Raw genomic sequence first — 26,121 nt, forward strand, 5'->3', positions numbered from 1 at the left:
GGGTGACGGGGCGGATGCCGCGGGCTCGGGCGTTACCGCAGGTCGCCGTCGTCCACGCCCTCGCGCGTCGGCGTGAGCACGACCTTGCCTCGGAGGGAGCCGGCCTCGCCGAGGGCGTGCACGGTGGCGAGCTCGTCGAGCGGGTAGTGGGCGCTCACATCGACGCGCAGCTCGCCGGCGTCGACGAGCTCGGCCAGGTGCGCGAGCTGTGCGGCGTCGCTGCGCGTGAGGATGCTGACGGTGCGAAGGTCGGCGCCGGGCGGCACCTCGCCGGGCGTCGTCGTCGAGACGAAGACGCCGCCGGGCTTCACGAGCGAGACGAGCGCGGCGGTCTGCTCGGGCGACGTGCGCACGAGGTTCACCACGACGTCGACGGGCTCGGTCACCGCGTCGACCACGGAGGTCGTCGTGTAGTCGATGACCTGCGAGGCGCCCAGCGAGGTCACGGCATCACGGCTTCGCGCGCTCGCCGTGGCGATCACGGTCGCGCCGGCCGCGGCGGCGAGCTGCACGGCGAAGCCACCGACCCCGCCTCCGGCGCCGTTCACGAGCACTCGCTGGCCCGCACGAACGTCACCGTGCTCGACGATCGCCTGCCAGGCGGTGAGCCCGCTCGAGGCGAGGGCCGCGGCATCCGGAAGTGAGATCGAACGCGGCGCGGGTGCGATCAGGTCGGCGGGCACGACCGCATACTCGGCGGATGCACCGGGGCGGGTCATCGGGAGGAACGCGACGATGTCCTGGCCGACGAGCTCGGCCGAAATCCCCTCGCCGACGGCGATGACGGTGCCGCTGACGTCGATGCCCGGCACGTGGGGCAGGTCGACGGGGAACACCTGGGTGAGGTGGCCGGCGCGGATGGAGGCGTCGACCTCGTTGAAGGTCGTGCCCGCGACGCGGACGAGCACCTCGCCGCGGCCAGCCTCGGGCCGGGGGAGCTCGACGGGCTCGAGCACGGTCGGCTCGCCGTAGTGGGTGAACTGGATGGCGCGCATCTGTGGTCCCTATCTCATTCGAATTCGAACTAACTGATACTCGTCACAACCGACGCCGTGCCGGTTCTATTTCCAATTCGAACAAGTTTCTGCCGTAGGATTCGGGCATGTCCGACGTCGTCATGCCCCCGGCCCTGCCCCCGGAGTTCGGCGTCTACTTCGCCCTGCTCGAGGTCAGCGCGCTCGTGCAGCAGGGCGTCGAGGGCCAGCTGCGGCGCGACGGCGGCCTGAGCTTCGTGCAATTCCAGATCCTGGCGACCTGCGGCGAGGACCCATCGTCGCCGAAGAGCATGACCGACCTGGCTGACCGGCTCGTGCACAGCAAGAGCGGCCTCACCTACCAGGTCGGGCAGCTCGCGAAGGCCGGGCTCGTGGAGCGCGTGCCGTCGCCGCACGACGAGCGGGGCGTGAACGTCACGCTCTCACCGAAGGGGGCCGAGCTGCTCGAACGCGTGCTGCCCGGGCACGTCGAGGTGACGCGCGAGGTGCTCGTCGACGCGCTCGACGACGCCGACCGCGACGAGCTCACCCGCCTGCTCGGCATGGTCCTGCGGCACCTGCGGTCGCGACCGACTCGCTCGGCGCGGCGGGCGTCGCCGCCGTCCTGAGCTCGCGGCCCTTCCGGCCTCCGTCAGCGGGGCGGATGCCGCGGGCGGCCGCTACTCCTCGACGCCCGGGTCGCCGCCGTCGAGGCCGCCGTCGGTGGAGTCGGTGAGCGGCTCCGAGTTGCCTGGGGCAGCGGGCTGGTCGCTGACGGGCGTGTCGCCGCCCGGCTTCGAGTTCTTGGAGCGGTCGAGTGCGGCCTCGTCGAGGTCGGCCTGCTCGGTGTCGGTCGTGGTCTGGCTCTCGGTGCTGATGCCGACCTCGTCGGGGTCGGGCGTGTCACCGTTCGGGGTGGTGGAGTCGGTCATCGGTCGTCCCTCCGTTCCGCTGGCCGCGCGCATCGCGTCCTCACTCCACTCTGCGAGCCTCCCCGGCGTGCGACAAGGGCTTGACCGCCGGAGGCTCCGCCGCCCCCACCACGATCCGGTCCTCGAAGAAGAACCGCGAGAGCCGTACCCGCAGGCGCTGGGCCACGCTCACCCGCCCGCGCTCGTCAGGTCGCAGGGTGAGCGCCCGCGGGGCATCCGGAACGGCGATGCGCCACCGCTCCGCCTCGCTGATCGGGCGGTGCACCTCGACGTACTCGCCGCCGGGCAGCCGCACGATGCGGCCCGTCTCGTAGCCATGCAGGAGCAGCTCGCGGTCCTTCTTCTGCAGCGCCAGGCACACGCGGTGCGCGACGAAGAAGCCGAGCACCGGCCCGAGCACCACGAGCACCTGCAGCACGAGGATCACGCCCTCGAACGTCAACGAGAAGTGCGTGGCGATGAGGTCGGCGCTTCCCGCGAGCCAGAGCACGCCGTAGAACACGACCGCGGCGACGCCGATGCCGGTGCGGGTGGGCGCGTTGCGCGGGCGCTCGAGCAGGTGGTGCTCGCGGTGGTCGCCCGTGATCCACTCCTCGACGAACGGGTAGACGGCGACGAGCAGGAGGTACGCGGTCACGACGGCGAGGGGCACGAGCACGGCGAGTGTCCACGTGCGGTCGAGCCACTCGAACTCCCAGCCCGGCGGCACGAGCCGCAGCGCGCCGTCGAGGAATCCGGTGTACCAGTCGGGCTGGCTGCCCGCGCCGGCGCTGCCCGAGTCGGCGGGGCCGTAGAGCCAGATCGGGTTCACCGTGACCGCCGCCGAGACGAGCACGAGCAGGCCGGTGACGATCGCGAAGAGTCCGCCGGCGCGGGCGGCGGCCACGGGCAGGGGGTCGCCCACGACGTTGCCCTCGGTGCGCCCGAGGCCCGGGAACTGCGGCGGCTCGTGCTGCCACGCGGCGAGTCCGCGCAGCGCCACCAAGAGCAGCAGCAGCGCCGGGAACACCGCCACGTGCAGCGGGTAGAGGTGCTCGATCACCTCGCCCGGGAACTCGCCGCCGAACAGCAGGTACGACAGCCACGTGCCCACGACCGGGATGCCGAGTGTGATGCCCTCGGTGATGCGCAGGCCCGTGCCCGACAGCAGGTCGTCGGGCAGCGCGTAGCCGCTCCATCCGGTGGCCAGCGCGGTCACGAAGATGAGGAACAGCAGCACCCACATGCCCCGACGCGGCCGGCGGAACCCGCCCGTGAAGAACGTCGTGAGCAGCTGCATGATGATCGCCGCGGGGAGCAGCAGCCCCGCCCAGTGGTGCGCCTGGCGGATCAGCAGCCCGCCCGGCAGGTCGAACGTGATGAACATCGTCGACGCGAACGCCTCCGACACCGTCGCGCCGTGCAGCGGCAGGTAGCCGCCCGTGTACGTCGTCGGGTCGCTCGAGGGCGTGTAGAAGAACATCAGCAGCACGCCCGTGACCATGAGCACCACGATGCACGCGAGGGTCACCACGCCGAACAGGTTCGTCCAGTGCCGCGGCACCGTGCGCCGGCGCGCCTCGGCCTCGACGTCGCCGACGCGGTGGCCGAAGAAGGTCAGGTTCCGGATGCCACGGGCGAGCCGGTCGCTCATGGAGGGCCGCGGCATCCGTCGCTCAGTGGTCAGCGGCTCGTCGAGCGTGGGCTCAGCGTGCCGGCGGTCAACGGGCATGAGGGACACCTCCTGAGACGAACGCCTCGCGCGGCTGCTGCACCGAGAGCAGCGACACGATGTCACGCCCGAGCACGAACGCGGTGAGCCACACGACGAGCACGCGGATCTTGCGCTCCCACGTCGGGATGGCGAGCACGTGGTAGCCGCGGTGCATCAGCCACGCGAGCCACCCGGTGATCACCAGGTTCTTGTACTGGAAGATGCCCCGGCCGAGCCCGAGCGTCGCGACGACGCCGAGCGAGTCGTGCCGGTAGTCGCGCGGCATCTCGCCGTGCAGGGTCGCGGCGATGTTCGCGGCGAGGCGCTTGCCCTGCCGCACCGCGTGCTGCGCGTTCGGCACGGTGAGGGCTCCGGATGCCGCGACGGCGAGATCGGGCACCGCGGCGTTGTCGCCGGCGGCCCACGCGTCGGGCACCGGGGCGTCCGCCGTGCCGACCTGCAGGTCGGCCCGCACGATGACGCGGCCGCGCTCGTCGGTCGGAAGGTCGGTGTGCTTCGCGATCACGGGATGCGCGGCGTTGCCGGCCGTCCACACGATGAGGTTCGCGTCGAACTCCTCGCCGTTCGAGAGCACCACGTGCCCGTCGACCGCCGACATGACGCGTGCGCTCAGGTGCACGTGGCCGCCGCGGGCGCGGAGCGAGTCGACGACCCAGCGGCCCGGGGCATCCGTCACCTCGGGAAGGATGCGGTCGTTCGCCTCGACGAGGTGGAACGCGAGCTCCGGGAAGCGGATCTCGGGGTACGACTTCAGCAGCGCCGTCGCGAGCGACAGCAGCTCGCCGAAGCCCTCGACGCCCGAGAACCCACCGCCCACGAAGGCGAAGGTGAGCAGGCGCCGTCGGTCGGGACCGGGCTCCATGACCGACGCGCGGTCGAACGCCGTGAGCAGGCGGTCGCGGATGGCGACGGCCTCCTCGACGTGCTTCATGCCGATGGCCACCTCCTCGGCGCCCGGGATGGGCAGCACGCGGGTGACGGCACCGGCGGTCACGACGATGAGGTCGTAGTCGACGGTGAAGTCGGGGCCGTCAGCCGGGCGCACCGTCACGGTCTTTTCGGCGTGGCTGATCATGGTCGCGCCGCCCGCGATGATGCGCGTGCGCTTCAGGTGCGAGCGCAGCGAGACCGCCGCGTGGCGCGCCTCGATGGATCCGGCGGCGACCTCGGGCAGGAACGGCTGGTACGTCATGTACGGCCGCGGGTCGATGATCACCAGCTCGGCCTCACGCGGCTTGAGGCGCTTCTCGAGCTTCCACGCGGTGTAGAACCCGGCGTACCCGCCGCCGACGATCACGATCCTGCGCATGTCCTCCTCCTTGTGTCTTCATCAGTTAAGACACCGCGGGAGGGTGATTTGTGACAGGTTCGGGGTTGCTACTTCGCAGGCCGTCAGCCCTGCTGCACCGCGCTCACGGTCAGGAACTCGGCGGTGCTCTCGCACGCCGGCACGGGCTGGCCGGTCGAGACGGTGACGGCGGTGAAGCTGTGCGGCGGATACACGAGCCACGCGGCGCCCTGCACCACCGGGCAGTCGTCGAGGGGCCCGCCGTCGGGGTCGATGTTCACGGCAGCGAGCGGCGCGGCGACGGATGTCCCGGGCTCGAGCGTGAGCGTCTGCGGGTCGTCATCGCCCACCCGGGTGGCGGCCTCGCCGATCTCGACGCCCGAGGCGTCGACCACCGAGACGCCGGGCGCCCCGCGGAGTTCGCAGGAGGAATTGCCCGTGTTCGTGAACACCACGTTGTAGTCGAGGTGGCCCGCGCTGGAATCGACGTACTGGACGTCGACCTTCAGGGCGGCGTCGGCGCACTGGCCGGCGGGGGCGTTCGGATCGACGCTCGCGGGCGGGGTCGGTGTCGCGGTCGGCGTCGCGGTCTGGGTCGGGGCGGCCGAGGTCGCGGGCGGGGTGGTCGGCGTGGTGCCGCCGCCCGCGCACGCGGTGAGCAGCACGGCCAGGGCGGTGGCGGCGAGTGCGGTCGCGGCGCGTGTGCGTGCGGCGGCGGTGGCGGTTCCGGCGATGCGGGTCACGGGTTCAGGCTATGGCGGTTACTGTGGGCGAGGCGGCGTGGCTCGCCGTGGGACTCGCGAGAAGCGCCGCGGGCGGCAGGGTGCGACCGGGTGCGGCGTGGCATCCGTCGCACTACTCTGTTGGGCGAACGGGCTGCACCAACCCGGCGAGGAGGTCGAGTATGAGCGACAGCAGGGGACGCGACCAGGACCTGCCCGACGAGCGGGAGTTCGCAGACAGTGCGCGCGAGCAGGCGCGCCTCAAGGAGGAGCACGACCGCGAGCTCGGCGTCGACCCGTTCTGGGAGGGCGCGAACATCACCGAGAGCGACGGTCCCGACCTCGAGGGCGGCGACGACCTCGACCTCGGCGGCGGGCACCGTACGCCGCGCGAGTAGCGGCGCCGGCGGCATCCGTCACAACTTCGCGGCCTGCGGGGTCGTAACTCGTGACAGGTCTGGTCGAGTCGTGAGAGAAGAGCGGGAGCACTGGGTTTCAGGCGGCCTCCATTCCCCCGTGCGGAGGTATGCGCCAAGCAGACCACGGCTGGTCCCACCCGCCACCGAGACCTGATCACCATGGATGCCGCATGGGCAACCCGCGGCGTCGGCGCGGCGGCATCCGCTCGTCGTCTGAGGCATCCGCTCGGCCTGAGGCATCCGCTCGCCGTCTGAGGTGGCCGCGCAGCGTCTGAGGTACCTGCCGGCCGGCATGCGCCTGAAACATAGGGCACCCGCCCGATACGGCGCCCCCACCTCAGCGAGGAATCTGATCTCAGCGGCCGGAGCATGACCGCGAAGGCCCGAAGGGATCGGCACCATGGAACTCGCATACGCATACGTCGCGCAGACGCTGCAGACCCACGACGAGCTCGTCGCAGCTCGCGTCAACCAGCAGCGCCGGATCGCCGCCGAGCGCCGCGCCGATGACGGCGAGCGGGCCGAGCAGCGGCACGGCCAGGGGCTCGGGCACCGGTTCGCCGAGTGGCGGCGCGGACGGCAGCACGACCGCATCCAGGGGCTGCCGATCGCGCACTGAGGGGGCGGGTTTTGACAGGTCCGCACCTGCCCGAAGAGGGGTGGTGCGTGCCCTCGCCGTGCGAGGCCGAAGTCGAGTAGCCTCCGCTCATGGGACGCACGATCGTCGCAGCGCTGCGGCAGGTCATCGATGATTTCGCCGACGCCGGCGGCACTGACGCGATGGCGGTGTCCGCGAGCACCGAGCTCGGGCTGGCAGTGCTCCCGCTGCTCGCCCTCGTGGGGTCGTTGACGGCTGCGGTCTGCGTCGGGTCGCTCGTCGTCGGGTGGCTGCGCAGGCCCGATCGCGGCACGAGCCTTGCGGTCACCGACCCCGAGACGGCGGGGCTGCTTCCGGTCGGGTTCGTCTCGGGCGCCGCGGCGGGGCGGTGGCTGCCGGCGACCGTCATGATGCTGGCGGCCAACGGTGTCATCGGCATCGAGGATCGGCGCGGCATCCGGAGCGGTGATGGGCACGCCGCCGGCACGGCCGATGCGGCGGGGCAGGCCAAGGACATCCACCTCGTCTACGACGGCGAGTTCCCGCTGTCGGTGTTCCGCACGGATGCCGAGGCGGGCGACCGCCACGACGGGACCCTGCTCGCCATGCTCGCGCCGGGGCTCTCGGGCGGGTCGCTCATGCTGCGGCCCGGGGCGAGCGTCGACGTCGGCCGCGTCGTGAAGGACAACGGGCCGCTCCTGACGGTGACCCGCGAGGGATTCCGCGACGCCGCCGACTGGTATCGCGAGCGGCGCCCGGGCGGCCGGCTCCGGGCGGCGACCATCGGCGGCATCGCCGGCCTGGGCTTCGGCCTGCTCGCCCTGAGCTTCGGCGACGATGCCACGAACTCCATCGCCTGGAGCGCCATCCTCATCGGCGGGGTGTCGCTTCTCCTGCGCGTGTTCCTCCCGCGCTTCATCCCGCTGAACGACGCCGGACTGCACCTGCGAGAACGCGCCAACGAGCTCCGCGAGGTCGTCGCGGGGACGGAGGTCACGACGGCCGCGATGGGCCAGAAGCTGCTGCCCTGGGCGGTGCTCTTCGACGAGGCATCCGTGCTGCGCCGCTTCGCCGAGGAATCCGAAGCATCGGATGACCCGCCCGCCTGGTATCGCTCGACCGCGCCGTTCTCGGCCGAGCGCCTCACCTCGTGCCTCACCATCGTGTCGACCCAGCTGTCGCAGCCCATCGCGGTCGGCGGCGGTGCGCTCCGTCGCAGCGAGGACTCGCGGTTCGGCGTGCCGATGATCGGGGACACCCGGTGGGGATGGGGTGGCGGGTACTTCGCGGGGGACGGCGGAGGGGCGTGGGCGTCCGGCTTCGGAGGCGGCGACGGGGGCGCGTTCGACGGTGGCGGGGGCGGGTTCGACAGCGGGGGCGGCGGTGGCGGCTTCGGCGATGGCGGCGGGTTCGGCGGCTTCGACGGTGGCGGCGGGGGAGACGGCGGCGGGGGGAACTGAGTCGCGGGAAACTGACCCGCGGGGAAGTGAGTCGGCGGGGAACTGAGTCGGCGGACTTGTCCTCAACAGGGCGCGTTTCACGCACCGAATACACAGGCTGACCGGCGCTTTTCGAGCCCGATCGATGTCAGTGGCCCCCGCGAGAATGGTCGTATGACCGGCATCCCCGACGCGCTCGAGCAGCTCCGCTCGAGGCTCGGCGACCTGCTCCCGTTCGATGAGGCGTCGTGCCTGGGCGACGACGAACTCCTCGCCGTGGTGAGCGCGCTGGAGGCGTTGGTTCGCGTCGTCGATGCGCGTCGAGCGGCGTTCGCGGGCGAGGTCGGCGAGCGCTCGCGCGTCGAGTTCGGCGACCAGCGCCTCTCCACGCGCCGTGGTTGCCGATCGGCCGCCGAGCTCCTCGAGCGGGTCACCCTGGTGTCGGCATTCGAGGCGCGACGCCGCATCTCGCTCGGGTCGGCCACTCGGGCGCGCGTCGGCTTCTCGGGCGAGCCGATCGAGCCCGAGTTCCCGAAGGTCGCCGCGGCGCTCGCCGCGGGAGAGCTCGGGGCGGATGCCGCGGGCACGATCATCCGCGAACTCGACCGAGCGCGTCGCAACGCAGACCCGGTCGAGTTCGCGGCGGCCGAGCAGGCGCTGGTGGGCGAAGCGCTCGGGCGAGGCGACGGCGGGCCGGTCCGCTGCACCTCCGACGAGCTGCGGGTGCAGGCGCAGGCGTGGTCGACGTTCCTCGACCAAGGCGGCCGCGAGCCCGACGACGAGCGGGCGATGCGTCGCCGCGGGCTCCGACTCGGTCGGGCGCGCGACGGACTCGTGCCGCTCACGGGCGAGCTCATGCCCGAGGTCGCGGCGAGGCTCACGCGACTCTTCGACGCGCACCTCTCGCAGCGCGCCGGCCTCGGCTTCCACACCGCCGACGAACGCGCGAGCTTCGCCGAATCGGGCGAGCAGCCCACCGCCGATCAGCAGCGCCACGACGTCCTCGCGGCGGCGCTCGACACCGCCGCCAGGTCGGGCGAGCACCCGACCATCGGCGGTGGCGCGCCGACGGTGCTCGTGAGCGTGCGAGCCTCCGACCTCGCGGCCGACCGCGGCGTCGCGCACGCCGACGGTGTCGACCTTCCGGTCTCGCTGCGGGCGGCGCGCCACATGATCTGCACGGGCGGCACCCAATCGGTGGTCTTCGACGACGACGGCCGCATCATCCGGCTCGGTTCCCCCGAGCGCTGCCTCACGCCGCACCAGCGCCGGGCGATCAGCGTGCGCGACGGCGGATGCCTCATTCCCGGGTGCTCCGTGCCCGCCGCGTGGTGCGAGATCCACCACGTCATCCCCGACGCCGATGGCGGCCCGTCTCACCCCGACAACGGCGTGCTCCTGTGCTGGTTCCATCACCGCACCATCGACACCTCGGGGTGGGCCATCCGGATGCTGCGGGGCGTGCCGCACATCCGCCCTCCCGCCTGGCTCGACCCGGGCGGCGGCTGGCGCCCGGTGACGAAGTCCCCGACGCGGCTCGCGGATCAGCGCGACCGGCGGCCGAAGAACCAGCCTGAGGCGTGAGGCGTGAGGCGTGAGGCGTGAGGCGTGAGGCGTGAGGCGTGAAATCTGACGCCTGAGGCGTGAGGCGTGAGGCGTGAGGCGAGAGGTGTGAGGCGTGAGGCGTGGCGTGGGTGACGCGCGGGCGCGAGGCGCGACGGCGTTGCGTGGGGCGTGGGGTGCGCGAGCCGTGGACGCGAGCCGTGAGGCGTGCTGCGTGTGGTGCCTGAGCCGCACCTGCGGGTGGGCGGATGCAACGCGGCAGCTGCCGACTGGCATCCGCCCACCCGAGGGAGGCGGCCTGCTGCTACTTCACGCGCTTCAGCTTCTTCACCGCCTTGTCGACGAGCTTCGTGGCCTCCTTCACGTCGGACTTCGACGCGGTCGAACCCGCCATCATGACCTCCCCGATCGCGACCGCCTCATCGAGCGTCGCCAACGAGGCATCCGTGTACAGGGCACGGTCGACGGATGCCGCAGCGGCGAGCGCCGTCGCCAGCCCGGTCGTGTCGACCGGCGCCGCTGCCGACGCGGCCACGAGCCGCACGTCGTCGAACACGCCCCACGCGCCCGCCGACAGCGCGAACGACGCCGCGATCTCGACGACTCCGTCGGCACCCACGACGACGTTCGGCACCACGGCGGTGTGGAACTCGTTCCACGCCGTGAACGACATCGGGGCACTCACCGTGCCGGCCGCCGTCGTCGCCGACAGCACGCGCGAGTCACTCGCGGGCGAACCCGTGCCCTGCGTCGTTGCCTGCAGCGAGTAGGTGCCTGCCGGCACGCCCGTGATGCGCTGCGTTGCGGAAGCCGTGTAGGCCTGGCCGTTCCAGAAGGTGACGGCGTAGTCGCCGTCCGACGCGTCGCCGGTCTGCGTTCGCGCCGCCGGCCCGCTCAGGGTCCACGCGCTCAGGTCGGCCGACTCGAACGACCCGTTCTGCACGAGGTTCGCCGCGAGCACGGTGACCGATGCCTCCACGGCGAGCCCCGTCGAGGTGGTGCCGGGAATCGTGTACTCGCCCGGCCCCCGGATCCACGACACGGCCTTCGACCACGCGACCGACGGATGCTCCGTGGTGCCGTCGTTGTAGGTGACGGTGATCGTGGCGGGCAACGACACCGGCGCGCCATCCGTCACCGACAGCTCGACCTGCTCGACCGACACGATCTCGCGCGGAGCGACCGCACCCGTGCGCGCGTACTCGAACGTGCGCAGCGACTCGACGGGCGTGCCGTCCCACGCGAAGAGGGCCTGGTTGTCCCACGCCGATCCGCCGTAGTACTCGCCCACGTGGACCGGGTCGTAGTCGGATGCCGCGGACGTGGCCCACCCCGACCCGTCGCGCTCCCACAGCAGCCGGTTCGCCTCGACCGTCGACGGCGGACCGACCGGAAGCCACGCCGGCTCCCAGTAGAAGACCCCGATGCCCGCGTCGCCGACGGCCGACACCGCCGCGATCACGTCGCGCAGCGCGGTGGCCTGGCCCTGCACGCTCGCCGGGTACTGGTCGGTGATGGTGTCCGCGCCGATGACGTTCGGGTAGCCGTCGCCGTCGTCGAGCGTGCGCGCCCACGACGTCTCGGCGACCATGACCTGCTTGCCGTAGGTGGTCGCGATCTGCGACAGCACCGCCGTCAGGTTCTCCGTCGTGCCGTGCCAGTACGGGTAGTACGAGCTCGCGAACACGTCGTAGTCCACGCCGAACGACGCGAGGCCCGCGGCGTAGGTCGCGTAGCGTCCCGGCGTCTCGGGGTTCGTGAAGTGCACGGCCACGAGCGCGTCGGGCAGCACCTCGCGCACCGCCGCGCTGCCCGCCGACACGAGCGCCGCGAACTGCGCGTCGATCGCGGTGCCCGCACGGGCGTGCCCTGCGATGCCGTTGTTGGTCTCGTTGCCGACCTGCACCATCGAGACGTCGACGCCCGCGTCCTCGAACGACTGCAGCGCGTCGGCCGTGAAGTCGTGCAGCGCGGCGACCGTCTCGGCATCGGTGAGGCCCGCCCACGCCTTCGGCGCGAGCTGCCGGGCGGGGTCGGCCCAGAAGTCCGAGTAGTGGAAGTCGACGAGCACGCTGAGCCCGGCCGCGGTCGCCCGTTGCCCGATTTCCACGGCGCGCGCGACATCCACGTTGCCGCCACCGTATCCCCGGCCGGATGCGTCGAACGGGTCGTTCCACACGCGGATGCGCACCGCGTTCACGCCGTCGTCGGCGAGCACGTCGAACAGGTCGGCCGGCGCGCCCGACTCGTCGCGGAACACGACGCCGCTCTCCTCGAGCGACAGCACGCTCGAGACATCCACGCCGTTCATGAAGTCGGGCGCGAGCCCGTCGACCTTCTGCACGAAGATGCCCGCGTCGACCGGACCGTCGCCGGTCCCGGCCGGCTCCGATGCGACCGTCGATCCGGATGCCACGGCCGCCGACGCGCCCGCGGGCACCGCGACCAGGGTGGCGAGCGCCGCCGCGAACGCGACGACCCCCGCTCGTCTGAACTGTCTCTGCACGATCCGTGCTCCCTCTGGGTTCGGCAGCCTCGAGGGTCGCCGCCCGTGAGGGCGAACGGGTCCGCGACGCTGCGGTGTCGTTCCGTCCGGGTGGACCGAACGCGGTGGTGCTGGTGGGTATGGAGTTGTGGGTGGCGGTGGCGAGCTCCGGCAGGGAGCCGATCAGCTCGCGGCGCCCGCGGTGCGCGAAAGCCGGATGACCCGCGTGGCGCCCGCCCGCACGAGGGTCGCGGCATCCGTCACGGCACCGGTCGCGACATCCGTGCCCGGCGCATCGATCACGGCATCGCGCTCGGCGTGGTTGATCGCGACGAGGTAGCGCGTGCCGTCGTCGGCGACGCGGATGACGCGTTCGAGCCCCGTCGGCGGCGGCACGACCGTGAGCCCCGCGTCGGCGAGCACGTCGTCGATGAAGGCTCCGAGCGTGGCGCCCTCGAACCGCGTCGAGAGGTACCAGGCGGCTCCGTCGCCGAGCGCATTTCGCGTGATCGCGGGGCGCCCGGCGGCGGGTCCGTCGATGAAGTGCTCCACGGATGACGCGCCCTCGAGCACGATCTCGTCGGTCCAGACGGTGCCGGTCGAGCCGCCGGTCACGGCGACGCGACCCCCCTCGCGCAGCGGCTGGAACTCCTCGATCGTGAGGCCCAGCACGTCGCGCAGACGCCCAGGGAACGGGCCCGCCGGCACCGCGTCGGACTCGTCGACGATGCCCGAGAAGTACGACACCGCGAGCACCCCGCCGCCCTCGACGTAGCCGCGCAGGTTCGCCGCCGACGCCTCGTCGAGCAGGTACAGCGACGGGGCGAACACCGCCGCGTAGCCCGACAGGTCGTGCGACGGGTGCACGAAGTCGACCGTCACGCCGAGCTTCCACAGCTCGGCGTAGAACGCCTCGAGCCGCTCGCGGTGCGAGAGGTCGACCGACGGCCGCCACTCGAGCTCCTGCGCCCAGAACGACTCGGTGCTCCAGACGATGGCGACGGATGCCTCGACGCGACTGCCGCGCAGCTCGGACAGGTCGCCCACCAGGTCGCCGAGCGCGACGACCTCGTTCCACACCCGCGACGTGCGCCCGGCGTGGGGGAGCATCGCGGAGTGGAACTTCTCGGCGCCGAACCGGCTCGCCCGGAACTGGAAGAACATGATCGCGTCGGCGCCCCGCGCGAGGTGCGACATGCTGTTGCGGGCGAGCTCGCCCGGGCGCTTCGCGACGTTGCGCGGCTGCCAGTTCACGGCCGACGTCGAGTGCTCCATGAGCACCCACGGCGTGCGCCCGGCGAGCGAGCGCGTGAAGTCGGCGTCCATCGCGAGCATCACGTGCGCGTCGGCGCGCGAGGCGGTGAGGTAGTGGTCGTTCGACACGAGGTCGACCTCGGGCGCCCACCGCCAGTAGTCGATCGCCGGGCAGCTGGTGGCCATGAAGTTCGTGGTGATCGGCTGCGTCGCGTGACGGCGGATCGCGTCGCGCTCGAGTACGAAGCACTCGAGCAGCGCGTCGGAGCTGAACCGCTTGAAGTCGAGCTGGTGCGCCGGGTTCGACACGCTCGCCGACTGCCGCGGGACATCCACCTCGTCCCACGCGCCGTACACCTGGCCCCAGAACGTCGTGCCCCACGCGGCATTGAGGGCGTCGAGCGATCTGTAACGAGACTCGAGCCAGACCCGGAAATTCGCGACGGATGCCTCGTCGAAGCTCTCGGCGACCGGCGCCCCGTACTCGTTGTGCACGTGCCACATCACGACGGCCGGGTGCTGCGCATATCGCTCGGCGAGCCGCTCCGCGATGGCGGCGGCTGCGCGCCGGTACTCGGGGGAGCTCGGCGACACGATGCCGCGCGAGCCGAACCCGAGCGTGACGCCCTCGCGGGTCACGGGTCGCGCCTGCGGGTACGCCTTCCAGAACCACGCCGGCGGCACGGTCGTGGGGGTGCCGAGGTCGACGTCGATGCCGGCGCCCGCGAGCAGGTCGAGCACCTCGTCGAGGAACGAGAAGTCGTAGGCGCCCTCGCGCGGCTCGAGCAGCGCCCACGAGAAGATGCCGACGCTCACCAGGTTGACGCCCGCCTCGCGCATGAGCTCGATGTCCTCGAGCCAGGTCTCGCGCGTCCACTGCTCGGGGTTGTAGTCGCCGCCGAAGCGGATCGCCGAGGTGCCGGGAATCCAGCCGCTGCGCGCGGCGGCGTCAGCGGCAGCATCCGTTGCGGCATCCGGTGCGGCAGCCGTGTGCGGCGCGGTCTTCGAAGGCATCGAGCGATCTCCCTTGAAACTGTGTGCGGTCACAGTTGTAACACAGCAGCACCGCGCTGCGCCATCGGCGGACTCAGGAGTTGACACGAAAGCTGGGCTGTGCGTTACTGGGATCGCTCACAGGCACAGCGCAGTCCTTCTCGATCGCGCACCGCCCACGGGGCATCCGCAATCACAGCTTTCGACAAGGAGGACGAATGCGTGCAGCATTCCGCACCGGCGCCATCGCCGCCGTTGCAGCCGCGGCGCTGATCATGACGGGCTGCTCGGCCGACGCCGGCTCAGGCGGCAGCGCCGACGACCCGGTGGAGCTCACCTACTGGGCTTGGGCGCCCAACCTCGACAAGGTCGTCGACCTCTGGAACGACCAGAACCCCGATATCCAGGTCACCGTGAACAAGCAGGACGGCGGCGACCCCGCGATCACCAAGCTCCTCACGGCCATCAAGGCCGGCAGCGGCGCACCCGACCTGATCCAGGCCGAGTACCAGAAGATCCCCACGCTCGTGTCGAGCGACGCGCTCGCCGACCTCGCGGGCACCGACGCCGCCGACCTGGCGGGTGACTTCCCCGACGGCGTGTGGGACTCCGTGACCCTCGGCGGCGACGCGCTCTACGCGATCCCGCAGGACACCGGCCCCATGATGTTCTTCTACCGCGACGACATCTTCACCCAGCTCGGCCTCACGGTGCCCACCACGTGGGAGGAGTACGCCGCGACCGCCCGCGCCTTGCACACCGCAGACCCCACGAAGTACCTCGGCACGTTCTCGTCGAACGACGCCGGCTGGTTCGCCGGACTCTCGCAGCAGGCGAAGGCCGAGTGGTGGTCGATCGACGGTGACGCCTGGGGCGTCGGCATCGACGAGGAGCCCACCCAGCAGGTCGCCGACTACTGGGGCGGCCTCGTCGAGGAGGGCGTCATCGACAACAAGCCGATGTACACCCCCGAGTGGAACGCGGCCCTCAACGACGGCACGCAGGCCGGCTGGCTCGGCGCCGTCTGGGGTCCGGGCGTGCTGAGCGGCAACGCCGCCGACACCGCCGGCCTCTGGAAGGCCGCGCCGCTGCCCAACTGGGGCTCCGACGTGTCGAACGGCAACTGGGGCGGCTCGTCCACGGCGGTCACCTCGCAGTCCAAGCACGTCGACGCCGCGGTGAAGTTCGCCACCTGGCTGAACACCGACCCCGGGGCCGTGCAGGCACTCGTCACCGAGACCGGCATCTACCCCGCGTCGACGGATGCCGCGGCATCCGCCCTGACCGAGGCGCCCGAGTTCTTCAGCAACCAGCCCGACTTCTACGACGTCGCCGCCGAGGCAGCCCAGGCCGTCGCGCCGTTCCAGTACGGACCGAACGTGAACGTCACGTTCAGCGCCTACAACGACGAATTCGCGAAGGCCGCCGAGTCGAAGACGCGCCAGGCGTTCCTCGACGCGGTCGCCGCCATGCAGCAGATCACGGTCGACGACCTCGAGTCGAGCGGCTTCACCGTCGCGAAGTAGCCGAGGGCGAGGGGGTGCCGGATGCCGGTGCCCCCTCGTCCGGCCACGAGCAGCAGGAACCAGGAAGGACCCGACGATGACCGCAACGGTCGAAACGCGGCCCCCGCGCAGTAGCGCCACCCGGCACGGCGCCACCCCGCACGGCGCCGGCCGCCGCAGCGCCACCCGACGCCACCTCACGCCGTGGATGATGCTCGCGCCCGGCATCGTGCTCTTCGCGGTGTTCATGGCGGCGCCGATCCTCTACACGGTCGTGCTGTCGTTCCAGAAGGAGATGGTGAAGGGCCTCGGGCTCGGCTCGGGCTCCAAGACCCGCACGTTCGCCGGCTTCGAGAACTACGTCGCCACGCTCACAGACCCCGAGTTCCTCGCGAGCGTCGGGCGCGTGCTGCTCTACGGCGTGATCCTCGTGCCCACGATGCTCGGCCTCGCGCTGCTGTTCTCACTGCTGCTCGACGCCCGCCGCACGGGCGCGAAGGGCTTCTCGCGGGTCTCGATCTTCCTGCCCTACGCCGTGCCCGCGGTGATCTCGTCGCTGCTCTGGGGCTTCCTCTACCTGCCGGCCGTCAGCCCGTTCTACTGGATCTTCGAGCAGCTCGGCTGGGACGACGTGCCGTCGCTCCTCTCGCCGGGGCTGGTGATCTTCGCCATCGCCAACATCGGGCTCTGGGGCGGCGTCGGCTTCAACATGATCGTGATGTACACGTCGCTGAAGGCGGTGCCGACCGAGATCTACGAGGCCGCACGCATCGACGGGACATCCGAGCGCCAGATCGCCCTGCGCATCAAGGTGCCGATCATCATGCCCGCGCTCATCATGACCGCGCTCTTCTCGATGATCGCGACGCTGCAGGTGTTCGCCGAGCCGACCACGCTGCGCCCGCTCACGAACAGCCTCTCGACCACGTGGTCGCCGCTCATGTACGTCTACCGCGACGCGTTCACGCGCGACGACATCTACTCGGCGGCCGCGACCTCGGTGATCATCGCCGTCGCGACGTTCGCCATCTCCTTCTTCTTCCTCCGCGTCGTGCAGCGACGCGCCTTCGGCCAGGAGGACTGAGTCATGACAAGGACTGAGCCGTGACCATCACCAACCAGACCCGCGCGGTCGTGCTGCCCGAGCTCACCGAGGCATCCGAGGATCGCCGCGCCGTTCGTCGTGCCGGCCGTCGCGGCCGTGGCGGTGCCGGCGGAGCCGCCGGCACCGGACGAGACCAGCGGATGCCGCTCGCCCCCGGCTCGACGGCCGTGCTGCTGCTCGGCGCGCTGTACTGCCTGCTGCCCGTCGCGTGGGTCGTCATCGCGTCGACGAAGGACGCGTCGGAGCTGTTCTCCACGTTCACCTTCGCCCCCTCGACCCATCTGTGGGACAACATCGTCGAGCTCACGAACTACCGCGACGGCCTCTACTGGCGGTGGATGCTGAACACGGCGATCTACGCCGGCTTCGGCGCCGTCGTGTCGACGTACGTGTCGGCGCTGTCGGGCTACGCGCTCGCGAAGTACACGTTCCCGGGCAAGGGCGTCGTGTTCAAGGTGCTGCTCATGGGCGTGCTCGTGCCCGGCGTCATCGTCGCCATCCCGCAGTACCTGCTGCTCGCGCAGGTCGGCCTCACGAACACGTACTGGTCGGTGCTGCTGCCGCAGCTCATCAGCCCCTACGGCATCTACCTGGCCCGCATCTACGCGGCGGCCGCAGTGCCGACCGACATCATCGAGTCGGCTCGCACCGAGGGGGCGCGCGAGCTGTTCATCTTCCATCGCATCGCCCTGCCGATGATGGGGCCGGGGCTCGTGACGATCTTCCTGTTCCAGTTCGTGGCGGTGTGGAACAACTTCATGCTGCCGTACATCATGCTCGGCAACGACGAGCTGTTCCCGATCACGGTCGGGCTCTCGGGCCTGCTCAACCAGGGCGCCTCGCTGCCCGCGATGTACACGCTCGTCATCACTGGCGCCCTGCTCTCGGTGATCCCGCTGATCGTCCTGTTCCTCGTGCTGCAGCGGTACTGGCGCGTCGACCTCGCGGCCGGCGCCGTGAAGGCGTGAGTGGAGCGGATGCCGCGGGCGGGGGGACCGCACGGGCTCGTTCGCCGCGCGGCGGCGCCGGCCGCACCTACACTGGCCACGTGAGCGAGCACGCGCCCAAGCGGCGACCGACGATCGAGGACGTCGCCCGTGAGTCGGGCGTCTCCCGGGGCACGGTGTCGCGGGTGCTCAACGGCGGCCACTGGGTGAGCCCGACCGCCCGCGAGGCCGTCGAGCGCGCGATCAAGAAGACCGGGTACCGCATCAACCCGCACGCCAGGAACCTCGCGACCGCCCGCGCCAACTCCATCGCGTTCCTGCTCACCGAGTCGCAGGACCGCCTGTTCGAGGACCCCAACTTCTCCACGCTCATGCGTGGCGCGGCCGACGCGCTCGCCGAACGCGACCTGCCGCTCGTGCTGCTCATGGCCGGATCCGACGACGAGCAGCGGCGCGCGACCGAGTTCATCATGGGCGGCCACGTCGACGGCGCGCTGCTCGTGTCGTCGCACCGGGGCCGAGAGGGATTCCTCGCCGAGCTCGTCGCCGCCGAGGTGCCGGTCGTCGCGTGCGGGGTGCCACTCGGGTACGAGCGCCGCATCGGCTACGTCGCCGCCGACGACCTCGAGGGCGCCCGCGACCTCGTCGCCTACCTGCGGGACACGGGCCGCCACCGCATCGCCACGATCACCGGACCGCCCGACACCTCGGGTGGCATCGGGCGCCTCGAGGGCTACAAACAGGAGCTCGGCGACGCGTTCGACGAGCGCCTCGTCGCCGAGGGCGACTACTCGCGGGCGAGCGGCACGCGGGCCATGGCCGAGCTCCTCGATCGCGTGCCCGACCTCGACGCGGTGTTCGTGGCGAACGACGTGATGGCCGCCGGCGCCCTCGACGTGCTGCGCGAGCGTGGCATCCGCGTGCCCGACGACGTCGCCGTCGCGGGCTTCGACGACGCGCCCATCGCGACCCGCGTCTCACCCGAGCTCACCACGATGCGCCAGCCGTTCGAGCGCATCGCGCACGAGATGGTGCGCATGCTGCTCGACGTCATCGACGGCCGTCCGGCCGGGCGGATGACGCTGCCCACCGAGCTCGTCCGCCGCGCGTCGGCCTAGCCGCGGGCTCGGCGCTGTCCTCGGTGGCGAGAACGCAGGATATCCCGACCTCTGGGTCCGTATATCGACTCATGTGCCGGAATATCCTGCGTTTTCGGTGAGCCACGGGCCGGGCGGATGCCGCGGCCCACCGATCCCGAGCGGCGGGACGCGTCGGGGCGCCCGGCGTCAGGTCCGATTCCCGCCACCGGATGCGGCGCGCGGATGCCGCGGCGGGGTGAGGATGGAGGCATGACCCGCCGCCACGCCACGCTGCCGACACCCCTCGGCGAGCTGCTCGTCGTCGCGGACGAGGGCGGCCTCAACGGCGTCTACTTCCCGGGGCACTGGCACCCACCGGCATCCGGCACCATCGGCGTCGAGGTCGACGCTCGCGACGACGAGCTGTTCCAGCGGTTCGCTGCCGAGCTCGGCGAGTACCTCGCCGGCACGCGCACCGCGTTCGACCTGCCGCTGGCGCCAGACGGCGACGCCTTCCAGCACGCCGTCTGGATGATGCTGCGCGAGATCCCCTACGGCGAGACGACCTCGTACGGCGAGCTCGCCACCCGGCTGGGCGACCGCAACCTCGCCCGCCGCGTGGGCAACGCCGTGGGGCGGAATCCGATCAGCATCGTCGTGCCGTGCCACCGCGTGGTCGGTGCCGACGGATCGCTCACCGGGTACGCGGGCGGCCTCGAGCGCAAGCGGTTCCTGCTCGAGCTCGAGGGCGCGCCGGTGGTCGCCCAGGCCCGGCTGTTCTGAGCGGCCTCAGTCCTCGGAGATCTCGGCGACGGTCTCGGCGACCTGCGAGACCGACAGCTCGCGAGCGATGTCGGCCTGCGCGATGATGCCGACGAGGTCGTGCCCGTCGATGACCGGCAGGCGGCGCACCTGGTGGTCCTGCATCACCTCGAGCGCCTCGCGGATGTCGTCGTCGGCGCCGATCGTGACCGGCTTGCCCTCGGCGAGGCTTCCCGCCGTGACGGTGTTCGGGTCGCCGCCCTCGGCGATGCACTTCACGACGATGTCGCGGTCGGTGAGCATGCCCTTCAGCCGGTTGTCGTTGCCGCAGATCGGCATCGCGCCGACATCGAGGTCGCGCAGCAGCCGCGCCGCCTCGACGAGCGTCTGGTCCTCCTTCACGCACTGGGGGTCGGGCGTCATGAGATCGCGTGCCACAGTCATCGGAGTCGTCCTTTCTCTGCGCTGTGTGCGGCATGCTACGCACGCGCCGGCGTCACCGCGCGGGGGTTGACGCAGGTGCCCGGCCGGCTCGCCCCGAGGCCTACTTGCCCATGATCGTGTTCAGTGCGAGCACGATGATGAAGCCGTTGAAGAAGAAGCTGAGCACCGAGTGCCAGACGACGGTCCACCGGATGCGCGGTGTCGTCTCGACGTCGTTGGGCGTGAAGCTCGTGCCCACCATGAACGCCACGTAGACGAAGTCGAGCAGGGTGGGTTCCGTCGTGTGCAGGAAGACGAGCGGCGGCTCGGATGCCGCGGCCGGGGTCGTTGCCGGGGCCGCACCGTCCGCACGTGCGCGCCGCACCCGGCCCGGCCCCTGGTGGTACACGCGGTAGTAGATCTGCGCGAAGCCCCAGTGCAGGAACCCCCACGCGAGCAGCATCGCCCACACCCCGAAGAAGTCGATCGCGGTGCCGAACGCGGGGTCGGATCGCAGCACGAGCAGCTCGCTCGCGGCCGAGACGCCGATGAAGCTCGACACGATGGTGATGAGCAGCGACGCGAGGCGCCCGGGCGGCCTCGTCGAGATGAGGGTGGGCGAGCTTCGCCACGAGCTGCGCGAGATGCGCCCGAGCACGATCATCCAGCCGATCATGTACGCGGTCGAGAGCAGGCACCACAGCGCGAGCGAGATGATCTGGAAGTCGGTCCCCTGATCGGCGAACACGAACGCCACGCCCACGATGAGCACGATCCCGAGCGCAACGAGGTTGAGCACCCGGCCCGCGCTCCGGGTGGCGACGACGACCCGCGACGCCGTGGCCTCCGACATGCGCGCCTCCCCCGTGAGCACCGAGCCCGCGACGCCGTGCGCGGCGCGTCCCCCTATGGTGCACCGGCGCGGGGCTCCGTGGCCAGAGGCGGGCGGATGTCGCGGCATCCGTCATGCTTGGACGCATGCCCGCTCTCGCAGCTCCGTCGTCGCCCGAGGCCAAGGCCGCCCTCGCGGTGCTGGCCGATCGCGTGCGGCGGCGGCACGCGGCATCCGCTGGACGCGTCGTGCTCGGCATCACCGGGAGCCCGGGCGCGGGGAAGACGACGCTGGCGCAGTCGCTCGTCGCCGCGCTGAACAGGGACGCGGACGCCGCCGCAGTGCCCGCCGCTGCGCCGGGCCTGGCCGTGCACCTGCCGATGGACGGCTTCCACCTCGCGAACTCGACCCTCGACCGGCTCGGGCTGCGGCACCGAAAGGGTGCCATCGAGACGTTCGACGGCTGGGGCTTCGTGGCGCTGCTCGAGCGGGTGCGACGCGAGGTCGACCGCACGGTCTTCGCGCCCGCGTTCGAGCGAGACGTCGACGAGCCGGTCGCCGGCGCGATCGCCATCGAGCCGGCCGCGCGCATCGTGGTCGTCGAGGGCAACTACCTGCTCGGTGAGAGGGAGCCGTGGAGCCGGGTGCGGGCGCTGCTCGACGAGGCCTGGTTCTGCGACGCCGCCGATGACGAGCGGATGTCGCGGCTCGTGCACCGGCACACGGCCTTCGGCCGCTCACCCGAGGACGCCCACGCCTGGGCGGCCGACGTCGACGGCGCCAACGCGCGCGGCATCGAGCCCAGCCGCAACCGGGCCGACTTGGTGGTGTCGGGCGTCACTTGGGAGTCGCTCGACCGCTGAGCGGCCCGAGACCCGACGCTCGGAGCCCGAGGCCGTATCAGCCCGTCGTGTCGGCCGTCACCCGGCCCGAGGCATCCACCGTGACGACCGTCGTGAGCTTCTTGCGGTTCAGCGCCCGGTACGCGATGTAGATCAGCCAGAGTCCGCCGGTCAGGATGACCAGGATGAGGTTCCAGAACCAGCCGATGCGCTTGTTCTTCGAGAGCACCGCCTGCCCGCCCGTGAACGTCTGCACGGTCCAGCCGCGCTGCACGTAGCGCGCGACCTCGGTGCTGAGGATCCGGGTGCGGGTCTCGTCCGACAGCGGCACCGGGCCGCCCGCGTTCGCTTCCGTCATCCCCGTACCGTACTCCCGGCGATGCCGTCGCGACATCCCTCGGGGCCGGTCGGCGCCGCGAGGAGTACCCTTGTGGGCAGCCGTGGGACCCGAAGGAGCCGCCCATGCCGTACTACATCATCGAGCGGAACTTCGCCGAAGAGGTGCAGACCCCCGTCTCGGATGCACTGAACATCAACCTCATCAACGACGAGGAAGAGGTGCGCTGGCTGTACTCCTTCCTCTCGGTCGACCGGCGCAAGACGTACTGCCTGTACGAGGCGCCGTCCATCGAGGCGATCCGCGCCGCGGCGGTGCGGGCGGGGCTGCCGGCCGACGTGGTGACCGAGCTCACCGGCCGGGTCATGCCGAACGGCCTCCTGCAGGCGATCAGCTGAGCTCACGCCAGTCCGCGCTCGCGCGCGACGGTGCTCATGCCAGTCCGCGCTCGCGCGACGGTGCTCACGCCAGTCCGCGCTCGACGGCGACGGTGCTCATGCCAGTCCGCGCTCGCGCGCATACATCGCCGCCTGGGTGCGGTTGGCGGCGCCGATCTTCGTCAGGATGTTGCGCACGTGGTTCGCGGCCGTGTGCTCGCTGATCACGAGTGCTCCGGCGATGTCGCGGTTGCTCCGCCCCTCGGCGAGGAGCCCGATCACCTGGCGCTCGCGGGCGGTCAGCATGCCGTCGCCGGTGCCGGTGCCCGCGTCTGCAGCGGCTGGCGCGAAGCCGACGTCGAGTTCGTGCAGCACCCGTGCCATCCCGGCCGGTTCGGCGAGGGCACGAGCTCGCGCCGCATGCGCGGCCGCCTCTGCGGAGCCCGGCTCGAGGCGGTCGAGGTGCGCCGCGGTCGCCGCGAGCGTGCGAGCAACGTGGAGCGCGGCATCCGTTCGCTCTGCGAGGTCGAGCGCGACGGCGAATCGATCGGGCGGGGAGCCGGTGCCGCAGAGCGACTCGACCTGCCCGAGGTAGCAGTCGGCCGGGCCGAAGGGGGCCACGAACAGGCCGGACATGAGGTTGAGGCCCGAATAGTCCGACAGCCATGGGTGCAGGCGCTGTGCGACGTCGGCGTCCTCGAGCCAGAGCGCGGCCTCCGTCATGAACGCCAGGCGCGCGGGCCAGTCGCTCGAGTCGGGGGAGATGTCGCCGATGTGCTCGAGCATCCAGTCGAGCGTGCGACGCGTCGGTTCGACGAGCCCGAGCTCGGTGTAGAGGGCCAGCAGCCCGGGCGCCCAGCGGTCGGCCGGCGACTCGTCGCCGCTGACGAAGGGGCGTATCCGCTCGAGCCGGCGCGTCTCGCGGCGCACCATGTAGCTCTGCAGCGCCGACGCACTCGAGTCGGCGTCGGACCGGAAGGAGCTCTCGTCGTGCTGGATCCGCCGACAGGCGTCCGCCGCATCGGCGAGCCTGCCGGCGATGATCGCGCGGGTGAACTGCACGCTGTCGACCCAGTAGTCCCAATGCCGGGTCCATCGCCGGCTCAGCTCCACGCAGTCCCGCTCCGCCTCGTCCAGGGCGGCGCGGTCGCCGACGAGGTAGGCGTTCGCCCCCAGCTGCAGCGCGGCGGCACCGATCCACTCCGTGCCGGTGAGGCGCACCAGCGGCAGCAGCTCGCGCACCCGTTCGAGGCGGCGCTCGACGCCGGAGGGACGGAGCGTCAGGGAGACGGTCGAACGCAGCACCGCAGTGAGCAGGTGCGGGTCCCGCAGAGCGCGCGCGAGTGCGACGGCGTGATCGCCGAGTCGCTCGGCCTCGTCGACGGCGCCGGTGAACGCAGTGGCCCGTGCCATCGACGCCAGCGCCTCGACGTAGAGCGGGTCGCGCTCGTCGGGCGGGATGGACGCGAGTGCCTTGGACAGCATCTCGAGGGCTCGGCTGCCGGGGAGCCCCGGGCGCCACGAGGCATCCTCGAACCCGATGGCCGCACGGACGCGCAGCCGCGGATCGCCCGACGCCCCACTGGCGCGCTCGTAGAGTGAGCGCGCTCGGGGCGTGTCGGACGCCAGGTTCCAGCTCTCCGCCGCGCGGAAGAGGAGTTCGGCGCGTTCGTCGGCGTCGGGCGTGATCTCCGCTGCGCGCTCGAACAGTCGCCCGGCGTCCTCGTACGCGACCCGATCCTCGGCGAGCTGGGCGGCGCGCACGAGGTAGGTGACCGCGCGGTCGCCGAATCCGAGCGCCCGCGCGGCGGCGTAGTGATGGGCGAGTCGCTGGATGAGCCGGGGAGCCGCGGGGAAGTCCGACTCGAGCACCTGGGCGATTCGAGCGTGGACGCGCAGGAGCTCGGTTCCCGGCATGAGGTCGACGACCGCCTGCCGCGCGATGGCGTGGGGGAACCGGTACCGGTCGCCCGCCTGCCGGGGGGCCTCCAGCAGGCCCGTCCGCGTCGCGGCATCCATCGCCTGCAGCGTGACGTCGACGGGTGCCTCGCTGATTCCGAGTACTTCGCTCAGGTCGACCTCCTGCCCCAGCACGGCCGCGAGTTCCAGCACCGCCCGCTGTTCGCCGTCGAGCAGGGCCGCACGGGCGCGCACCTGGTCCCCGACCGAGTCCGGCAACTCGATGACGCGTCGATCGCCGACTCGCTCCGCCTCGACCACCCGCCGCCACATCGCGCGGAGGAGGAACGGGTTGCCGCCCGTGAGCTCCGCCAGCACGCCGGCCGACTCGCGGGCATCCGACGGTGACACCCCTGCGCGGACGACCACGTAGTGGGCGATCTCGTCGAGCGTGAACGGCGGAAGCTCGATCCGCTGCACGCCGCGGAGCCGCTCGAGCGATGCGAGGGTCTCGGCCAACGCGTCGGAACGGTCGGGTGGTGCGGCGCGGAGGGTTCCGATGAGGAGCAGCCTCGATGCCGTCATGGATTCGACGATGCGACCGAGGAGCCGGATCGCCGCGGGGCCCGCCCAGTGCAGGTCCTCGAGCACGAGCACCATCGGACGCTTCCCCGTCGCAGCGCGCAGCACCTCGACCACCGCCTCGAACATGCGCTCCTGACCGAGGAATGGCGCCCCGGCCCCCGCGACCCCGGGTTCGGTGCGCTCGAGCATTCGCGTGAGGAGGTCGGCCGTCTCCACGTCGGCAGCGTCGGTGGCGCCGTCGAGGAACGCAGGCGCCAGCACGCGCAGCGGATCGCCGAAGGGCTCGAACGGCGCGCCGAGCTCCTGGATGCACGCGCCGACGAGCACGGCGGCGCCGTCGCCGTGGAGGTCGGTGGCGACCTCGCTCACGAGGCGCGACTTGCCCGAGCCCGGCTCGCCGCTGAGGAAGATCGCGCGCCCCGCGCCGCCCACGGCGTCGGCCCACGCTGCGTGGAGCGCCTCGACCTCGTCGTGCCGGGCGATGAATGGCGGCTGACCGGACGTCGTCCATCCCGCCGGCAGCGCCGGGGCGGACCATTCCCGCATCTGCCCACCATATTCCCGGCGCGCGCCGGCGGCGATGGTCCGAATTGACTAGTCTCTCCGCCGCCGGAAGATGGGCAGCCCACGTCATGCGGCGCCTCCACCGCGTTCCTAGCGTGAACCCCACGATGATCCTCCGGACCGTCGGATCATGAAGGGAATCAGATCATGGACGTTCGTGCGTTCCTCATCATCCCGGCGGCCGTGGTCGTGGCCGTGCTCGCCGGGTGCGGACAGACGGGTGCGGCATCCGGTGCCGGCGCGGGCTCCGGTGCCGCACACGTGAAGGCCCCGTCGACGTGGGTCTGCAGCGCTCCCGCCTACATCAGGGAGCGGGCGCCCGAGGGCGCCTGCGACAGCGTTGACGGCAACGGTGCCGACACCTCCGCGGTCGACGACGACCTGTCGCCCGCGACCGGTCGGTGACCACCGACCGACACCCTCCACCGACTGGCCGACACCCTCCAACGACGCCGTCGCCCTGCCGCTCACCGCGGTGGGGCG

24 protein-coding genes are annotated in these 26,121 nt (G+C 71.7%); 13 read left to right on the forward strand and 11 right to left on the reverse strand.

The window, feature by feature from the left end:
- Window positions 1–32: 32 nt before the first annotated feature.
- Entirely contained in the window at window positions 33–995 is a 963-nt protein-coding gene (locus J2X63_RS10625; protein WP_309976861.1) for an NADP-dependent oxidoreductase, read from the reverse strand.
- A gap of 107 nt (window positions 996–1,102) precedes the next feature.
- On the opposite strand from J2X63_RS10625, the gene J2X63_RS10630 reads away from it, so the two are divergent.
- Window positions 1,103–1,603 (forward strand): MarR family winged helix-turn-helix transcriptional regulator, encoded by a 501-nt coding sequence (locus J2X63_RS10630; RefSeq protein WP_309976863.1) that lies wholly within the window; start codon window positions 1,103–1,105, stop codon window positions 1,601–1,603.
- Window positions 1,604–1,654: 51 nt separating this feature from the next.
- On the opposite strand, the gene J2X63_RS10635 is transcribed toward J2X63_RS10630, so the two are convergent.
- From J2X63_RS10635 to J2X63_RS10650, 4 genes are all read right to left on the reverse strand, one after another.
- On the reverse strand, window positions 1,655–1,906 hold the full coding sequence (locus tag J2X63_RS10635) for a hypothetical protein (RefSeq protein ID WP_309976865.1): 252 nt from the start codon (window positions 1,904–1,906) through the stop codon (window positions 1,655–1,657).
- 40 nt (window positions 1,907–1,946) lie between these two features.
- The gene (locus tag J2X63_RS10640) at window positions 1,947–3,617 is read right to left on the reverse strand and encodes a cytochrome b N-terminal domain-containing protein (protein ID WP_309976867.1); all 1,671 of its coding nucleotides are present in this window, start codon (window positions 3,615–3,617) and stop codon (window positions 1,947–1,949) included.
- Window positions 3,607–4,929: an NAD(P)/FAD-dependent oxidoreductase gene (locus J2X63_RS10645; RefSeq protein WP_309976869.1), complete on the reverse strand. Its 1,323-nt coding sequence runs from the start codon at window positions 4,927–4,929 to the stop codon at window positions 3,607–3,609. Before J2X63_RS10645 ends, J2X63_RS10640 begins: the two co-directional genes overlap by 11 nt.
- 83 nt (window positions 4,930–5,012) lie before the next feature.
- Entirely contained in the window at window positions 5,013–5,651 is a 639-nt protein-coding gene (locus J2X63_RS10650; protein ID WP_309976871.1) for a DUF4232 domain-containing protein, read from the reverse strand.
- A gap of 161 nt (window positions 5,652–5,812) precedes the next feature.
- On the opposite strand from J2X63_RS10650, the gene J2X63_RS10655 reads away from it, so the two are divergent.
- The 4 genes from J2X63_RS10655 to J2X63_RS10670 all read left to right on the forward strand — a co-directional run bounded on the left by J2X63_RS10655 (window position 5,813) and on the right by J2X63_RS10670 (window position 9,670).
- Entirely contained in the window at window positions 5,813–6,028 is a 216-nt protein-coding gene (locus J2X63_RS10655) for a hypothetical protein (protein WP_309976873.1), read from the forward strand.
- A gap of 421 nt (window positions 6,029–6,449) precedes the next feature.
- Window positions 6,450–6,668, forward strand: coding sequence for a hypothetical protein (locus J2X63_RS10660; RefSeq protein ID WP_309976875.1), 219 nt, complete (start codon window positions 6,450–6,452; stop codon window positions 6,666–6,668).
- A gap of 89 nt (window positions 6,669–6,757) precedes the next feature.
- Window positions 6,758–8,107 (forward strand): hypothetical protein, encoded by a 1,350-nt coding sequence (locus tag J2X63_RS10665; RefSeq protein ID WP_309976877.1) that lies wholly within the window; start codon window positions 6,758–6,760, stop codon window positions 8,105–8,107.
- Between the two features lie 153 nt (window positions 8,108–8,260).
- A complete protein-coding gene (locus tag J2X63_RS10670; protein WP_309976879.1) occupies window positions 8,261–9,670 on the forward strand; it encodes a DUF222 domain-containing protein in 1,410 nt (469 codons plus the stop codon).
- Window positions 9,671–9,953: 283 nt separating this feature from the next.
- Here the strand turns inward: J2X63_RS10670 and J2X63_RS10675 are convergent, their stop codons facing one another.
- Window positions 9,954–12,155: a glycosyl hydrolase 53 family protein gene (locus J2X63_RS10675; RefSeq protein ID WP_309976882.1), complete on the reverse strand. Its 2,202-nt coding sequence runs from the start codon at window positions 12,153–12,155 to the stop codon at window positions 9,954–9,956.
- 162 nt (window positions 12,156–12,317) lie between these two features.
- The gene (locus J2X63_RS10680; protein WP_309976883.1) at window positions 12,318–14,402 is read right to left on the reverse strand and encodes a beta-galactosidase; all 2,085 of its coding nucleotides are present in this window, start codon (window positions 14,400–14,402) and stop codon (window positions 12,318–12,320) included.
- Between the two features lie 197 nt (window positions 14,403–14,599).
- Between J2X63_RS10680 and J2X63_RS10685 the strand changes: the two genes are divergently transcribed.
- From J2X63_RS10685 to J2X63_RS10705, 5 genes are all read left to right on the forward strand, one after another.
- Window positions 14,600–15,907 (forward strand): extracellular solute-binding protein, encoded by a 1,308-nt coding sequence (locus J2X63_RS10685; RefSeq protein ID WP_309976885.1) that lies wholly within the window; start codon window positions 14,600–14,602, stop codon window positions 15,905–15,907.
- 76 nt (window positions 15,908–15,983) lie between these two features.
- Window positions 15,984–16,970, forward strand: a complete 987-nt coding sequence (locus J2X63_RS10690) for a carbohydrate ABC transporter permease (RefSeq protein ID WP_396133130.1) — start codon at window positions 15,984–15,986, stop codon at window positions 16,968–16,970.
- Between the two features lie 161 nt (window positions 16,971–17,131).
- A complete protein-coding gene (locus tag J2X63_RS10695) occupies window positions 17,132–17,959 on the forward strand; it encodes a carbohydrate ABC transporter permease (protein ID WP_309977902.1) in 828 nt (275 codons plus the stop codon).
- A gap of 80 nt (window positions 17,960–18,039) precedes the next feature.
- Window positions 18,040–19,056: a LacI family DNA-binding transcriptional regulator gene (locus J2X63_RS10700; protein ID WP_309976887.1), complete on the forward strand. Its 1,017-nt coding sequence runs from the start codon at window positions 18,040–18,042 to the stop codon at window positions 19,054–19,056.
- A 231-nt stretch (window positions 19,057–19,287) separates the two neighbouring features.
- A complete protein-coding gene (locus tag J2X63_RS10705; RefSeq protein WP_309976889.1) occupies window positions 19,288–19,800 on the forward strand; it encodes a methylated-DNA--[protein]-cysteine S-methyltransferase in 513 nt (170 codons plus the stop codon).
- A 6-nt stretch (window positions 19,801–19,806) separates the two neighbouring features.
- Here the strand turns inward: J2X63_RS10705 and J2X63_RS10710 are convergent, their stop codons facing one another.
- A complete protein-coding gene (locus J2X63_RS10710; protein WP_309976891.1) occupies window positions 19,807–20,223 on the reverse strand; it encodes a CBS domain-containing protein in 417 nt (138 codons plus the stop codon).
- 100 nt (window positions 20,224–20,323) lie between these two features.
- Entirely contained in the window at window positions 20,324–21,055 is a 732-nt protein-coding gene (locus J2X63_RS10715; protein ID WP_309976893.1) for a DUF1345 domain-containing protein, read from the reverse strand.
- Window positions 21,056–21,180: 125 nt separating this feature from the next.
- On the opposite strand from J2X63_RS10715, the gene J2X63_RS10720 reads away from it, so the two are divergent.
- Window positions 21,181–21,897: a nucleoside/nucleotide kinase family protein gene (locus tag J2X63_RS10720; RefSeq protein WP_309976895.1), complete on the forward strand. Its 717-nt coding sequence runs from the start codon at window positions 21,181–21,183 to the stop codon at window positions 21,895–21,897.
- A gap of 37 nt (window positions 21,898–21,934) precedes the next feature.
- Here the strand turns inward: J2X63_RS10720 and J2X63_RS10725 are convergent, their stop codons facing one another.
- Entirely contained in the window at window positions 21,935–22,234 is a 300-nt protein-coding gene (locus J2X63_RS10725) for a hypothetical protein (protein ID WP_309976897.1), read from the reverse strand.
- Between the two features lie 104 nt (window positions 22,235–22,338).
- Here J2X63_RS10725 and J2X63_RS10730 point away from each other — a divergent pair, with 104 nt between their 5' ends.
- Window positions 22,339–22,611, forward strand: a complete 273-nt coding sequence (locus tag J2X63_RS10730; protein WP_309976898.1) for a DUF4242 domain-containing protein — start codon at window positions 22,339–22,341, stop codon at window positions 22,609–22,611.
- Window positions 22,612–22,707: 96 nt separating this feature from the next.
- Here the strand turns inward: J2X63_RS10730 and J2X63_RS10735 are convergent, their stop codons facing one another.
- The gene (locus J2X63_RS10735; protein ID WP_309976900.1) at window positions 22,708–25,620 is read right to left on the reverse strand and encodes an AAA family ATPase; all 2,913 of its coding nucleotides are present in this window, start codon (window positions 25,618–25,620) and stop codon (window positions 22,708–22,710) included.
- Window positions 25,621–25,785: 165 nt separating this feature from the next.
- Between J2X63_RS10735 and J2X63_RS10740 the strand changes: the two genes are divergently transcribed.
- A complete protein-coding gene (locus J2X63_RS10740) occupies window positions 25,786–26,043 on the forward strand; it encodes a hypothetical protein (RefSeq protein WP_309976902.1) in 258 nt (85 codons plus the stop codon).
- The last annotated feature ends 78 nt before the right edge of the window (window positions 26,044–26,121 follow it).

It is taken from the genome of Agromyces sp. 3263 (assembly GCF_031456545.1).
Lineage (GTDB): Bacteria > Actinomycetota > Actinomycetes > Actinomycetales > Microbacteriaceae > Agromyces.

Excerpts from the sequence above, each read along its gene's own strand:
- J2X63_RS10660 (WP_309976875.1), top strand. The coding sequence starts at position 6,450 with ATGGAACTCGCATACGCATACGTCGCGCAGACGCTGCAGACCCACGAC.
- J2X63_RS10735 (WP_309976900.1), bottom strand. The coding sequence starts at position 25,620 with ATGCGGGAATGGTCCGCCCCGGCGCTGCCGGCGGGATGGACGACGTCC.
- J2X63_RS10720 (WP_309976895.1), top strand. The coding sequence starts at position 21,181 with ATGCCCGCTCTCGCAGCTCCGTCGTCGCCCGAGGCCAAGGCCGCCCTC.
- J2X63_RS10635 (WP_309976865.1), bottom strand. The coding sequence starts at position 1,906 with ATGACCGACTCCACCACCCCGAACGGTGACACGCCCGACCCCGACGAG.
- J2X63_RS10655 (WP_309976873.1), top strand. The coding sequence starts at position 5,813 with ATGAGCGACAGCAGGGGACGCGACCAGGACCTGCCCGACGAGCGGGAG.
- J2X63_RS10715 (WP_309976893.1), bottom strand. The coding sequence starts at position 21,055 with ATGTCGGAGGCCACGGCGTCGCGGGTCGTCGTCGCCACCCGGAGCGCG.
- J2X63_RS10695 (WP_309977902.1), top strand. The coding sequence starts at position 17,132 with ATGCCGCTCGCCCCCGGCTCGACGGCCGTGCTGCTGCTCGGCGCGCTG.
- J2X63_RS10625 (WP_309976861.1), bottom strand. The coding sequence starts at position 995 with ATGCGCGCCATCCAGTTCACCCACTACGGCGAGCCGACCGTGCTCGAG.
- J2X63_RS10730 (WP_309976898.1), top strand. The coding sequence starts at position 22,339 with ATGCCGTACTACATCATCGAGCGGAACTTCGCCGAAGAGGTGCAGACC.
- J2X63_RS10640 (WP_309976867.1), bottom strand. The coding sequence starts at position 3,617 with ATGCCCGTTGACCGCCGGCACGCTGAGCCCACGCTCGACGAGCCGCTG.
- J2X63_RS10680 (WP_309976883.1), bottom strand. The coding sequence starts at position 14,402 with ATGCCTTCGAAGACCGCGCCGCACACGGCTGCCGCACCGGATGCCGCA.
- J2X63_RS10690 (WP_396133130.1), top strand. The coding sequence starts at position 15,984 with ATGACCGCAACGGTCGAAACGCGGCCCCCGCGCAGTAGCGCCACCCGG.
- J2X63_RS10710 (WP_309976891.1), bottom strand. The coding sequence starts at position 20,223 with ATGACTGTGGCACGCGATCTCATGACGCCCGACCCCCAGTGCGTGAAG.
- J2X63_RS10740 (WP_309976902.1), top strand. The coding sequence starts at position 25,786 with ATGGACGTTCGTGCGTTCCTCATCATCCCGGCGGCCGTGGTCGTGGCC.
- J2X63_RS10670 (WP_309976879.1), top strand. The coding sequence starts at position 8,261 with ATGACCGGCATCCCCGACGCGCTCGAGCAGCTCCGCTCGAGGCTCGGC.
- J2X63_RS10665 (WP_309976877.1), top strand. The coding sequence starts at position 6,758 with ATGGGACGCACGATCGTCGCAGCGCTGCGGCAGGTCATCGATGATTTC.
- J2X63_RS10725 (WP_309976897.1), bottom strand. The coding sequence starts at position 22,234 with ATGACGGAAGCGAACGCGGGCGGCCCGGTGCCGCTGTCGGACGAGACC.
- J2X63_RS10685 (WP_309976885.1), top strand. The coding sequence starts at position 14,600 with ATGCGTGCAGCATTCCGCACCGGCGCCATCGCCGCCGTTGCAGCCGCG.
- J2X63_RS10630 (WP_309976863.1), top strand. The coding sequence starts at position 1,103 with ATGTCCGACGTCGTCATGCCCCCGGCCCTGCCCCCGGAGTTCGGCGTC.
- J2X63_RS10705 (WP_309976889.1), top strand. The coding sequence starts at position 19,288 with ATGACCCGCCGCCACGCCACGCTGCCGACACCCCTCGGCGAGCTGCTC.
- J2X63_RS10645 (WP_309976869.1), bottom strand. The coding sequence starts at position 4,929 with ATGCGCAGGATCGTGATCGTCGGCGGCGGGTACGCCGGGTTCTACACC.